At 53.8% G+C, this 12,484-nt stretch carries 10 protein-coding genes and 2 tRNA genes; all 12 read left to right on the top strand.

Translation table 11 applies throughout. The features are described from left to right. Nucleotides 1–2: 2 nt before the first annotated feature. The 12 genes from glmM to nlpI all read left to right on the top strand — a co-directional run bounded on the left by glmM (nucleotide 3) and on the right by nlpI (nucleotide 12,389). On the top strand, nucleotides 3–1,337 hold the full coding sequence (gene glmM, locus C1Y41_RS12970; protein ID WP_071669137.1) for a phosphoglucosamine mutase: 1,335 nt from the start codon (nucleotides 3–5) through the stop codon (nucleotides 1,335–1,337). 216 nt (nucleotides 1,338–1,553) lie between these two features. Then, entirely contained in the window at nucleotides 1,554–1,889 is a 336-nt protein-coding gene (secG, locus tag C1Y41_RS12965; RefSeq protein ID WP_039382274.1) for a preprotein translocase subunit SecG, read from the top strand. Nucleotides 1,890–1,942: 53 nt separating this feature from the next. Further along, nucleotides 1,943–2,029 (top strand) — tRNA-Leu (locus C1Y41_RS12960). 59 nt (nucleotides 2,030–2,088) lie between these two features. Further along, nucleotides 2,089–2,165: transfer RNA gene (locus tag C1Y41_RS12955), tRNA-Met, on the top strand. Between the two features lie 213 nt (nucleotides 2,166–2,378). Then, nucleotides 2,379–2,831, top strand: a complete 453-nt coding sequence (rimP, locus tag C1Y41_RS12950) for a ribosome maturation factor RimP (RefSeq protein ID WP_039382276.1) — start codon at nucleotides 2,379–2,381, stop codon at nucleotides 2,829–2,831. Nucleotides 2,832–2,855: 24 nt separating this feature from the next. Further along, entirely contained in the window at nucleotides 2,856–4,343 is a 1,488-nt protein-coding gene (nusA, locus tag C1Y41_RS12945) for a transcription termination factor NusA (RefSeq protein ID WP_039382278.1), read from the top strand. A gap of 17 nt (nucleotides 4,344–4,360) precedes the next feature. Further along, nucleotides 4,361–7,057, top strand: a complete 2,697-nt coding sequence (gene infB, locus C1Y41_RS12940) for a translation initiation factor IF-2 (protein ID WP_071669136.1) — start codon at nucleotides 4,361–4,363, stop codon at nucleotides 7,055–7,057. Nucleotides 7,058–7,123: 66 nt separating this feature from the next. Continuing rightward, entirely contained in the window at nucleotides 7,124–7,531 is a 408-nt protein-coding gene (gene rbfA / locus C1Y41_RS12935; protein WP_039382283.1) for a 30S ribosome-binding factor RbfA, read from the top strand. Continuing rightward, nucleotides 7,531–8,475 carry a tRNA pseudouridine(55) synthase TruB gene (gene truB / locus C1Y41_RS12930; protein WP_039382285.1) on the top strand — a complete coding sequence of 315 codons (945 nt, stop codon included), beginning with the start codon at nucleotides 7,531–7,533 and terminating at the stop codon, nucleotides 8,473–8,475. Before rbfA ends, truB begins: the two co-directional genes overlap by 1 nt. Nucleotides 8,476–8,609: 134 nt before the next feature. Next, a complete protein-coding gene (rpsO, locus tag C1Y41_RS12925; RefSeq protein ID WP_010615981.1) occupies nucleotides 8,610–8,879 on the top strand; it encodes a 30S ribosomal protein S15 in 270 nt (89 codons plus the stop codon). A gap of 307 nt (nucleotides 8,880–9,186) precedes the next feature. Then, the gene (gene pnp / locus C1Y41_RS12920; RefSeq protein ID WP_039382288.1) at nucleotides 9,187–11,319 is read left to right on the top strand and encodes a polyribonucleotide nucleotidyltransferase; all 2,133 of its coding nucleotides are present in this window, start codon (nucleotides 9,187–9,189) and stop codon (nucleotides 11,317–11,319) included. Between the two features lie 185 nt (nucleotides 11,320–11,504). After that, the gene (gene nlpI / locus C1Y41_RS12915) at nucleotides 11,505–12,389 is read left to right on the top strand and encodes a lipoprotein NlpI (protein ID WP_039382290.1); all 885 of its coding nucleotides are present in this window, start codon (nucleotides 11,505–11,507) and stop codon (nucleotides 12,387–12,389) included. The last annotated feature ends 95 nt before the right edge of the window (nucleotides 12,390–12,484 follow it).

The raw sequence follows: 12,484 nt of genomic DNA, 5'->3' as shown, positions 1-12,484 counted from the left end.
GCATGAGTGAGCGTAAATATTTTGGTACAGATGGCATCCGCGGCAAAGTAGGCGAAGCGCCGATCACGCCCGATTTTGTACTGAAGCTGGGTTTTGCCGCAGGCAAAGTGCTGGCGCGTTCAGGTTCAAGAAAAGTACTGATTGGCAAAGACACGCGCATTTCTGGCTATATGCTGGAGTCGGCGCTCGAAGCGGGGCTGGCAGCAGCAGGCCTCTCGGCAGCTTTTACCGGACCGATGCCAACCCCGGCAATCGCCTACCTGACGCGAACGTTTCGTGCGGAAGCGGGGATCGTGATCTCCGCCTCTCACAATCCGTTTGATGATAACGGCATTAAATTTTTCTCAGCCGAAGGCACCAAGCTGCCGGATGATGTGGAAGAAGCGATTGAGCGCGAGCTGGAAAAACCGCTGACCTGCGTGGAATCTGCTGAACTGGGGCGTGCCAGCCGTATCGTGGATGCCGCCGGCCGTTATATCGAATTTTGTAAAGGCACTTTCCCCGGCGAGCTGAGTCTCAACGGTCTGAAAATTGTGGTCGATTGCGCGAATGGTGCCACCTATCACATCGCCCCTAACGTGCTGCGTGAGCTGGGTGCGCAGGTCATCGCGATTGGCGTGCAGCCGGACGGCATGAACATCAACAAGGAGTGCGGAGCGACTGACCTGCGTCAGCTGCAGCAGCGCGTCCTGGAAGAGCAGGCTAACCTTGGTCTCGCCTATGACGGAGATGGCGATCGCATCATGATGGTGGATCATCTGGGACAGAAAGTGGATGGCGACCAGATTCTCTATATCATTGCGCGCGAAGCGCTGCGTCAGGGGCAGCTGCGCGGTGGCGTGGTCGGGACGCTGATGAGTAACATGGGGCTGGAGCTGGCCCTGAAACAGCTGGGCATCCCGTTCACCCGTGCCAAAGTGGGCGACCGCTACGTACTGGAAAAAATGCAGGAGAAAGGCTGGCGCATGGGGGCTGAGAACTCCGGGCACGTTATTCTGCTGGATAAAATCAGTACCGGCGACGGAATTGTAGCCAGTTTGCAAGTGCTTACTGCCATAGTGCGCAACCACATGAGTCTGCACGATCTGTGCAGCGGTATGAAAATGCTGCCGCAAATCCTGGTTAACGTGCGCTTTACCGGCAGCCACGATCCGCTGGAGAGCGAAAGCGTGAAAGCTGCGGCTGCCGAAGCAGAGCAGGCGCTGGCAGGGCGCGGGCGGGTACTGCTGCGTAAATCAGGCACGGAGCCGCTGATCCGCGTGATGGTGGAAGGCGAAGATGAAGCGCAGGTAACCGCGCTGGCGCATAATATTGCCGCAGCGGTAAAAGCAGTTTAAACCCGGCCAGTCGGCAGGCGGGACGCCTTTTCGCCTGGTAAATCATCATGCTGGCGCTTTTTTCTGCAATTGAATTTTATGGCTAAAATTGCACTTGCAGAGCCAGGCGCCTTTGGTTAGTATTCACACCCGCTTCTGATGGGTAATGACGAGACTACCCGTCTGTATTGGTTGAAGCTTTAACTGTGCGGTTACGCGCAAGGAAACAGGTTGATTATGTACGAAGCTCTGTTAGTTGTTTTCCTTATTGTGGCGATTGGCCTGGTTGGTCTGATCATGCTGCAGCAAGGCAAAGGCGCTGATATGGGAGCCTCATTCGGTGCAGGCGCTTCCGGTACGCTGTTTGGTTCAAACGGGTCAGGTAACTTTATGACACGTATGACCGCGATACTGGCTTCGCTGTTCTTCATTATCAGTCTGATTCTGGGTAACCTGAACAGCAATAAGACTTCCAAAGGAAGCGAGTGGGAAAACCTCACTGCGCCAGCTCAGTCTGAACAGCAGACTCAGCCAGCTAAACCGGCAACCCCGGGCAATGATATCCCGCAGTAAGCAGTAAATCGTCAACGCTTAAGCGACTATACTATCGTCGCAGTCAGTGCAGTACCGAGGTGGTGAAATTGGTAGACACGCTACCTTGAGGTGGTAGTGCTCGAAAGGGCTTACGGGTTCAAGTCCCGTCCTCGGTACCAATTCTCAGTAAAACTTGCTATTTTCGCAAGATCGGCGTAATATTCGCCACGTTTTCGGACGCGGGGTGGAGCAGCCTGGTAGCTCGTCGGGCTCATAACCCGAAGGTCGTCGGTTCAAATCCGGCCCCCGCAACCACTTTCCCTTAGAGTTCTTTTTCAAATATACTGTATGCATCGACGGACGCACTATCAGTGAGTTTTTGAAAAAAATTCTTCTGGATTGTGCGCCGAAGCCGCACTGCGGCATACAGGGTCCAGTCATAAAAAGCCCCGATTTTTCGGGGTTTTTTGTTATCAGGAAATCGTAACACTGGGCTTTAGGCCCTTTTTTTATGTCTTGGGGGTGGGCTTGTCCACATTAGAGCAAAAATTGACAGAGTTGATCTCTGCTCCGGTAGAAGCGCTTGGCTACGAACTGGTCGGTATTGAATTCGTTCGTGGTCGCACATCAACCTTGCGCATCTATATTGATAGCGAAGAGGGTATCAATGTTGATGATTGCGCCGATGTTAGCCACCAGGTGAGCGCTGTGATGGATGTGGAAGATCCAATTACGGTGGCTTACAACCTTGAAGTTTCCTCGCCGGGTCTCGATCGTCCACTTTTCACTGCAGAACACTATGCGCGCTTTGCGGGTGAGGAAGTCAGCCTGGTCCTGCGGATGGCGGTACAGAACCGTCGCAAATGGCAGGGCATCATCAAGTCGGTGGAAGGCGAGATGATCACTGTGACCGTCGAGGGTAACGATGAAGTGTTCGCACTGAGCAATATTCAGAAAGCGAACCTGGTCCCCCACTTTTAAAAGTCCGGATTGAGGCTAACCAGGATGAATAAAGAAATCTTAGCTGTAGTAGAAGCCGTTTCTAATGAAAAAGCTCTGCCGCGTGAGAAAATCTTCGAAGCGCTGGAGAGCGCTTTGGCCACTGCGACCAAAAAGAAGTATGAGCAGGAAATCGACGTGCGCGTCAGTATCGATCGTCGCAGCGGCGATTTCGACACGTTCCGTCGTTGGGTAATCGTTGATGAAGTTACTCAGCCTACGCGTGAAATCACGCTGGACGCGGCTCGCTTCGAAGATGAAGCGCTCAATCTGGGCGATTACGTTGAAGATCAGATTGAATCTGTCACCTTTGACCGTATCACTACACAGACTGCGAAGCAGGTTATCGTTCAGAAAGTACGTGAAGCTGAGCGCGCAATGGTTGTGGACCAGTTCCGCGAGCAGCAAGGCGACATCATCACCGGTCAGGTGAAGAAAGTGAATCGCGACAACATCACGCTGGACCTGGGCAGCAACGCCGAGGCGGTGATCGTACGTGAAGATATGCTGCCACGTGAGAACTTCCGTCCGGGCGACCGTATTCGCGGCGTGCTGTATGCCGTGCGTCCTGAAGCGCGTGGTGCTCAGCTGTTTGTTACCCGTTCCAAACCTGAAATGCTGATCGAACTGTTCCGCATTGAGGTGCCGGAAATTGGTGAAGAAGTTATCGAAATTAAAGCGGCTGCCCGCGATCCGGGTTCACGCGCTAAAATTGCGGTAAAAACCAACGATAAACGTATCGATCCGGTAGGTGCCTGCGTCGGTATGCGCGGCGCACGCGTGCAGGCTGTTTCCAGTGAACTGGGCGGCGAGCGTATCGATATCGTGCTGTGGGATGATAATCCGGCACAGTTTGTAATTAACGCCATGGCGCCTGCCGATGTGGCGTCAATCGTGGTGGATGAAGATAATCACACCATGGATATCGCTGTTGAGGCCGGTAATCTGGCTCAGGCGATCGGCCGTAATGGCCAAAACGTGCGTCTGGCTTCCCAGCTGAGCGGCTGGGAGCTGAACGTGATGACCGTCGACGATCTGCAGGCTAAGCATCAGGCTGAAGCCCACGCAGCAATCGATATGTTCACGAAACATCTCGACATCGACGAAGAGTTCGCCACCATACTGGTGGAAGAGGGCTTCTCTTCGCTGGAAGAACTGGCCTATGTGCCAATGAACGAGCTGCTGGAAATTGACGGCCTCGACGAAGAGACCATTGAAGCCCTGCGTGAACGAGCCAAAAATGCGTTAACCACCCTGGCATTAGCGAAAGAAGAAAGCCTTGGTAATCAGGAGCCCGCTGAGGACTTGCTGAATCTTGAAGGCCTGGATCGTGCGCTGGCCTATCGCCTGGCGTCAAAAGGCGTTTGCACGCTGGAAGATCTCGCTGAGCAAGGTGTTGACGATCTGACAGATATTGAAGGGCTGGATGATGAGAAGGCCGGTGCGCTGATTATGGCTGCACGTAATATCTGCTGGTTCGGCGATGACGCGTAATAACAGGAAGGAACAGCATGACAGATGTAACCGTAAAATCGCTGGCCGCCGAAATTCAGACTCCGGTCGATCGCCTGGTACAGCAATTTGCTGATGCGGGGATCCCTAAGTCTGAAAACGACGCGGTGTCCCAGCAAGAGAAAGAGACCTTACTGTCCCACCTGAACCGTGAGCACGGTCAAACCAGTTCAGGTAAACTGACGTTGCAGCGCAAAACGCGCAGCACCTTGAATATTCCGGGCACCGGGGGTAAAAGTAAATCGGTGCAAATTGAAGTTCGCAAAAAGCGCACATATGTGAAGGGTGATGCAGAGGCTGAGCAGCAGGCTCAGGCAGAAGCGGAAGCTGAGGCACAGCGCGTAGCGGAAGAGCAGGCGCGTCGCGAGGCGGAAGAACAAGCCCGTCGCGAGGCTGAATTAAAAGCGCAACGTGAAGCCGAAGATAAAGCCAGGCGCGAAGCCGCTGACAAGGCTAAGCGTGAAGCAGCGGAAAAAGATAAAGTGACAAACCAACCTACCGATGAAGTGACCAAGGCTGCGCAGTCTGATAAAGCCCGTCGCGAAGCTGAAGCGGCTGAACTGAAGCGTAAAGCTGAAGAAGAAGCCCGTCGTAAGCTCGAAGAGAGCGCACGCCGCGTAGCGGAAGAAGCACGCCGCCTGGCAGAAGAGAAAGGCGCTGAGTGGGACAAACCTGAGGAAGAAGATAAAGGTGACTATCACGTCACAACTTCAACTCATGCCCGTCAGGCAGAAGACGAAAACGATCGTCAGGTTGAAGCGGGTCGTGCACGTGCACGCACCACGGCTAAAGCCACGCGTCCTGCCAAAAAAGGCAACAAGCACTCCGAAGCTAAAACCGATCGTGAAGAAGCGCGTGCGCAGGTTCGCGGTGGTAAAGGCGGTAAGCATCGCAAACCTAGCGCACTGCAGCAGGGCTTTAACAAGCCAGCGCAGGCCGTTAACCGCGACGTGATTATCGGCGAAACCATCACCGTAGCTGAACTGGCGAACAAGATGGCAGTGAAAGGTTCACTGGTCATCAAAGCGATGATGAAGATGGGCGCGATGGCGACTATCAACCAGGTTATCGACCAGGAAACTGCACAGCTGGTCGCGGAAGAGATGGGTCATAAAGTGATCCTGCGCCGCGAGAACGAGCTGGAAGAAGCGGTAATGGACGATCGTGATACTGATGCAGCGCAGGAGAGCCGTGCGCCGGTCGTGACCATCATGGGTCACGTTGACCACGGTAAAACCTCCCTGCTGGATTACATCCGCTCAACCAAAGTCGCCTCTGGCGAAGCGGGTGGTATTACCCAGCACATCGGTGCCTATCACGTTGAAACCGAAAACGGCATGGTCACCTTCCTGGATACCCCGGGACACGCCGCGTTTACCGCTATGCGTGCTCGCGGTGCGCAGGCAACGGATATCGTTATCCTGGTCGTTGCTGCGGATGATGGCGTGATGCCACAGACCGTCGAAGCGATTCAACACGCAAAAGCGGCCGGCGTACCGGTTGTGGTTGCAGTGAACAAGTGCGACAAACCAGAAGCCGATCCGGACCGCGTGAAGAACGAGCTGACTCAGTACGGCATCATTCCGGAAGAGTGGGGCGGCGAAAACATGTTCGTCAACGTTTCTGCGAAAGCGGGTACCGGTATCGACGATCTGCTGAACGCCATTCTGCTGCAGGCGGAAGTGCTTGAGCTGACCGCTATTCGTGAAGGTATGGCAAGCGGTGTGGTTATCGAATCCTTCCTGGATAAAGGTCGTGGTCCGGTCGCTACCGTGCTGGTACGTGAAGGTACGCTAAACAAAGGCGATATCGTACTGTGTGGCTTCGAGTATGGCCGCGTACGTGCGATGCGTGACGAACTGGGACGCGAAGTACAGGAAGCAGGCCCATCGATTCCGGTTGAGATCCTGGGTCTCTCTGGCGTACCGGCAGCGGGTGATGAAGCGACTGTGGTCCGTGACGAGAAGAAAGCGCGTGAAGTTGCTCTCTATCGTCAGGGTAAATTCCGCGAAGTGAAACTGGCGCGTCAGCAGAAGTCGAAGCTGGAAAACATGTTTGCGAACATGACTGAAGGCGAAGTCTCAGAGCTGAACATCGTTCTGAAGTCTGACGTACAGGGCTCGGTAGAAGCGATCTCCGATTCGCTGCTGAAACTCTCCACCGACGAAGTGAAGGTGAAGATTATCGGTTCTGGCGTGGGCGGTATCACCGAAACCGACGCTACGCTGGCGGCCGCTTCCAATGCGATCATCCTCGGCTTTAACGTCCGTGCTGACGCTTCTGCGCGTCGCGTGATTGATGCTGAAAACGTCGACCTGCGTTACTACTCCGTCATCTATAATCTGATTGACGAAGTAAAAGCTGCGATGAGCGGTATGCTGGCGCCGGAATTCAAACAGCAGATCATCGGTCTGGCCGAAGTACGTGATGTGTTTAAATCACCGAAATTTGGCGCGATCGCGGGCTGTATGGTTACCGAAGGCAACATCAAGCGTCACAACCCAATTCGTGTCCTGCGCGACAACGTGGTTATCTATGAAGGCGAGCTGGAATCCCTGCGTCGCTTCAAAGATGACGTCAACGAAGTGCGTAACGGCATGGAGTGTGGTATCGGTGTGAAGAACTACAACGACGTTCGCGTTGGCGATATGATCGAAGTGTTCGAAATCATTGAAATTAAACGCACCATCGCATAATTCACTTATCGATGTACTGCAATTTGGGAGGCCACTGGCCTCCCGAATTATTTGGGAGATATCATTATGGCGAAAGAATTTGGTCGCCCGCAGCGGGTTTCTCAGGAGCTGCAAAAAGAGATCGCGATTATTCTGCAGCGCGAAATCAAAGATCCGCGTCTGGGTATGATGGTGACGGTCTCTGGCGTTGAAGTGTCGCGCGATCTGGCCTATGCCAAAGTATTTGTGACCTTCCTGAACGATCAGGATGAGGAAGCGGTAAAAAATGGTCTGAAAGCGCTGAAAGAGGCGTCAGGCTACATCCGCATTCTGCTGGGCAAAGCGATGCGTCTGCGCATTGTGCCGGAGCTGACCTTCTTCTATGACAACTCACTGATTGAAGGGATGCGCATGTCAAATCTGGTCTCTAACGTGATCAGAAACGATGCAGAACGGCGCGGTGAAACCCCGGCGGAAGATGACAAGGAGGACTGATGAGTCGTCCTCGTCGTCGCGGCCGCGACGTACACGGTGTCTTCCTGCTGGATAAGCATCAGGGCGCGTCGTCCAATGATGTGCTGCAAAAAGTTAAGCGCCTGTTTAATGCTAACAAAGCGGGTCATACCGGTGCGCTGGATCCCCTTGCCACCGGTATGCTGCCGGTTTGTCTGGGCGAGGCCACCAAGTTTTCGCAGTATCTGCTCGACTCTGATAAGCGTTATCGCGTTATCGCCCGGCTGGGCGAACGTACCGATACTTCAGACGCAGATGGCAACATTGTGGAAACCCGCCCGGTGACCTTCAGCCAGCCTGAGCTGGATGCGGCGCTGGAGAGTTTTCGCGGTGATACGATGCAGGTGCCGACTATGTTCTCGGCGCTGAAATATCAGGGTCGCAAGCTCTATGAGTATGCGCGCGAAGGCGTTACCGTGCCGCGTGAAGCCCGACCCATCACCGTATTTGAGCTGCAGTTTATTCGCCATGAAGGTGATGAGCTGGAGCTGGAGATCCACGTCTCCAAAGGCACCTATATTCGTACTATCATCGACGATCTGGGTGAGAAGCTGGGCTGTGGCGCGCATGTCATTATGCTGCGTCGTCTGCAGGTCGCACGCTACCCGATTGCACGAATGATGACGCTGGAGCAGCTGCAGGCGGTGGCAGCAGAAGCCACCGCGGCTGAAACGCCTGACTACAGCGCGCTCGATGCGCTGCTGCTGCCAATGGACAGCCCGGCGGAAGATTTTCCGGTGGTCAATCTGCCCGTTACGGTTGCCGCCAGCTTTAAGCAGGGTATGCCGGTCCAGGCTGCGGATACGCCGGCAGCAGGTCTGGTAAGGGTCACGGAAGGTGAGGCACAAAAATTCATCGGCATGGCTGAAATCGCCGCCGATGGACGGGTAGCGCCACGCCGGCTGGTGGTGGAGTTTCCTGGCTGACCGTGCTGCTCATCTTTGCTGCAACAGCGCATTTGCGTTGCCTGCGGGCGCAGAGTAGAATAGCGCGGCTTTAAAAGCGGGCTGCTGAATTAGAGATCGGCACCCATACATTCATTTTTTTACTGGAGTTTATTATGTCTCTAAGCGTAGAAGCTAAAGCAGAGATCGTTGCTAAATATGGTCGTGGCGCTAACGACAGCGGTTCAACTGAAGTTCAGGTTGCTCTGCTGACTGCTCAGATTAACCACCTGCAGGGTCACTTCTCTGAGCACAAGAAAGACCACCACAGCCGTCGCGGTCTGCTGCGCATGGTATCCCAGCGTCGTAAGCTGCTGGACTATCTGAAGCGTAAAGACGTTGCTCGCTACACCAGCCTGATCGAGAGCCTGGGTCTGCGTCGCTAAGTCTGAAGAATCTGATCAGGGATGTAGCGCATGCACTATGCAAAAAAACGCATCTGACGATCAGATTTGTGCGAGTTTCGCGAAAAGGGGGCCTTTAAGGCCCCTTTTTTCGAGCAATCCGCAGCAATCCAGACCAAACTCATGTATTGTTGCTGAGTGTGATCTTTGTTTGCAGAGGTTCGCGCGGCTAATGAGAGGCTTTGCCGCAGGGGCGGTTGAGGGTTGTCATTAGTCGCGAGGATGCGACAAAGATCGGTTATCACTGGCGAGCCGCAATGGCTCTGCCCTGAATTTAAGGATGTTAATTTTGCTGAATCCGATCGTACGCAAATTCCAATATGGTCAGCATACCGTCACGCTGGAAACCGGCATGATGGCACGTCAGGCTACCGCGGCTGTTATGGTAAGCATGGATGACACAGCGGTATTTGTAACCGTTGTTGGCCAGAAGAAAGCGAAACCAGGCCAGGACTTTTTCCCGCTGACCGTTAACTATCAGGAGCGTACCTATGCTGCTGGTCGTATCCCGGGCAGCTTCTTCCGTCGCGAAGGCCGTCCAAGCGAAGGCGAAACCCTGATTGCGCGTCTGATTGACCGCCCGGTGCGTCCGCTGTTCCCGGAAGGCTTCGTTAACGAAGTGCAGGTTATCGCTACTGTCGTTTCTGTTAACCCTCAGGTTAACCCGGACATCGTGGCAATGATTGGCGCCTCTGCTGCGCTGTCACTGTCAGGTATTCCGTTCAACGGTCCAATCGGTTCTGCTCGCGTTGGTTACATCAACGACCAGTATGTCCTGAACCCGACCGCAGATGAGATCAAACAGTCACGTCTGGACTTGGTGGTTGCGGGTACCCAGAACGCGGTACTGATGGTTGAATCTGAAGCCGATATCCTGACTGAAGAGCAGATGCTCGGCGCCGTGGTATTTGGCCACGACCAGCAGCAGGTTGTTATCGAAAACATCAACGCGCTGGTTGCCGAAGCGGGCAAACCGCGCTGGGACTGGAAGCCAGAAGCGACTAACGATGCACTGATTGCACGTGTTGCCGCGCTGGCGGAAGCGCGCATCGCTGATGCTTACCGCATCACCGATAAGCAGGAGCGTTACGCACAGGTTGGCGTGATCAAAGATGAGACGATCGCTGCGCTGCTGGCTGAAGATGCTGCGCTGGATGATGCAGAAATCGGCGATATCGTGCATAGCCTCGAAAAGAATGTGGTTCGTACCCGCATCCTGAGCGGCGAACCGCGTATCGACGGTCGCGAAAAAGATATGATCCGCGGTCTGGACGTTCGTACCGGCGTACTGCCGCGTACGCACGGCTCTGCGCTGTTCACCCGTGGTGAAACGCAGGCGCTGGTTGCTGCTACGCTGGGTACCGCACGCGATGCGCAGAACCTGGATGAGCTGATGGGCGAGCGTACCGACAGCTTCCTGTTCCACTACAACTTCCCTCCATACTCAGTGGGCGAAACCGGCATGGTTGGCTCACCGAAGCGTCGTGAAATTGGTCACGGTCGTCTGGCGAAGCGTGGCGTACTGGCAGTTATGCCTAAGCAGGAAGAGTTCCCGTACACCGTACGCGTTGTATCAGAAATCACTGAATCAAACGGTTCTTCTTCTATGGCTTCCGTTTGCGGTGCTTCACTGGCACTGATGGACGCAGGCGTACCGATCAAAGCAGCCGTTGCCGGTATTGCTATGGGTCTGGTGAAGGAAGATGAGAAGTTTGTCGTGCTGTCTGACATCCTGGGTGATGAAGATCATCTCGGCGATATGGACTTCAAAGTAGCGGGTAGCCGTGAAGGTATTACCGCGCTGCAGATGGACATTAAAATCGAAGGCATCACCCGCGAAATCATGCAGGTTGCGCTGAACCAGGCTAAGGGTGCGCGTCTGCATATCCTGAGCGTCATGGAGCAGGCTATCAGCACGCCGCGTCAGGAGATCTCTGAATTCGCACCGCGTATTTACACCATTAAGATCAGCTCTGACAAGATCAAAGATGTGATTGGTAAAGGCGGCTCGGTAATCCGTGCGCTGACCGAAGAGACCGGTACTACCATTGAAATCGAAGATGACGGCACCGTAAAAATCGCTGCGACCGACGGTCAGAAAGCGAAAGAAGCGATTCGTCGTATCGAAGAGATCACCGCTGAGATTGAAGTGGGCCGCATCTACTCCGGCAAAGTTACCCGTATCGTTGATTTCGGTGCGTTCGTGGCTATCGGTGGCGGTAAAGAAGGTCTGGTTCATATTTCTCAGATTGCCGACAAGCGCGTAGAGAAAGTGACCGACTACCTGCAGATGGGTCAGGAAGTACCGGTTAAGGTGATGGAAGTTGACCGTCAGGGCCGCGTACGTCTGAGCATCAAAGAGGCAACTGAGCAGAAGCCGGCAGAAGCCGCTGCTGCTGTGGACGCTTCTGACGCTGAATAAGCGTGTCCTGATTAGCCCCTTTCTGCCCGGCAGAAAGGGGTGTTTGTATACTCTGGTAGCGTCAATTCACGGTCGCTGTGCCGATAAGTTGACACCGCCAGGGTATCATCGCGAGGGCGGGAACCCTTGTGCATAGCAGGCGGATGACAGGATGGTTATCCCAATGTTTGTATCGGGAGTGGGAAATGAAGCCTTTTTTGCGCTGGTGTATTGTTGCGACAGCTATTTCGCTGGCAGGATGCAGCAACTCCAATTGGCGTAAGAACGAAGTTCTGGCAGTACCTTTGCAGCCCACACTGCAGCAAGAGGTCATTCTGGCGCGAATGGAACAAATTCTTGCCAGTCGGGCCCTGACCGACGATGAACGCGCACAGCTGTTATATGAGCGCGGAGTGTTGTATGATAGTTTGGGTCTGAGGGCACTGGCGCGGAACGATTTCTCGCAAGCGCTGTCTATAAGACCAGATATGCCAGAAGTGTTTAACTATCTTGGTATATACTTAACGCAGGCTGGCAACTTTGATGCCGCCTACGAAGCGTTTGATTCTGTACTTGAGCTTGATCCAACTTACAATTATGCGCATTTAAACCGCGGTATCGCTCTCTACTACGGTGGTCGATACAGGTTAGCGCAAGATGATCTGCTGGCGTTTTATCAAGACGATCCTAACGATCCGTTCCGCAGCCTCTGGCTCTATCTCACTGAAAGCGAGATAGACAAAGACCAGGCTAAAGTAGCGCTGAAACAGCGTTATGACAAAGCGGCTAAGGACCAATGGGGATGGAATATTGTCGAGTTCTACCTGGGCGACATCAGTGAAAAAACATTGATGGAACGTCTCAAGGCGGACGCAACGGATAACACCTCGCTCGCTGAACATCTCAGTGAAACCAACTTCTATTTAGGTAAGTACTACCTAAGTCTGGGAGAGAAGGACGACGCGAAAGCGTTGTTCAAACTGGCGGTGTCTAACAACGTTAACAACTTTGTTGAACACCGATACGCATTGTTGGAACTGGCGCAACTCGGCCAGACACAAGACGATTTATCAGAATCTGACCAGCAATAGCTGACGAACTTTTATTGCCTGTTGTACCTGTAAAGTCATCACCTCCAGAGGTGAGGGCTTTTCTGTTCGTCAAAACTTCTAATTTGAGCCGGTTC

It is taken from the genome of Pantoea sp. ICBG 1758 (genome assembly GCF_002928325.1).
Classification (GTDB): domain Bacteria; phylum Pseudomonadota; class Gammaproteobacteria; order Enterobacterales; family Enterobacteriaceae; genus Pantoea; species Pantoea eucrina.
This window is presented reverse-complemented; position numbering and strand designations above follow the sequence as displayed.

Excerpts from the sequence above, each read along its gene's own strand:
- glmM (WP_071669137.1), top strand. The coding sequence starts at position 3 with ATGAGTGAGCGTAAATATTTTGGTACAGATGGCATCCGCGGCAAAGTA.
- secG (WP_039382274.1), top strand. The coding sequence starts at position 1,554 with ATGTACGAAGCTCTGTTAGTTGTTTTCCTTATTGTGGCGATTGGCCTG.
- nusA (WP_039382278.1), top strand. The coding sequence starts at position 2,856 with ATGAATAAAGAAATCTTAGCTGTAGTAGAAGCCGTTTCTAATGAAAAA.
- infB (WP_071669136.1), top strand. The coding sequence starts at position 4,361 with ATGACAGATGTAACCGTAAAATCGCTGGCCGCCGAAATTCAGACTCCG.
- rbfA (WP_039382283.1), top strand. The coding sequence starts at position 7,124 with ATGGCGAAAGAATTTGGTCGCCCGCAGCGGGTTTCTCAGGAGCTGCAA.
- truB (WP_039382285.1), top strand. The coding sequence starts at position 7,531 with ATGAGTCGTCCTCGTCGTCGCGGCCGCGACGTACACGGTGTCTTCCTG.
- rpsO (WP_010615981.1), top strand. The coding sequence starts at position 8,610 with ATGTCTCTAAGCGTAGAAGCTAAAGCAGAGATCGTTGCTAAATATGGT.
- nlpI (WP_039382290.1), top strand. The coding sequence starts at position 11,505 with ATGAAGCCTTTTTTGCGCTGGTGTATTGTTGCGACAGCTATTTCGCTG.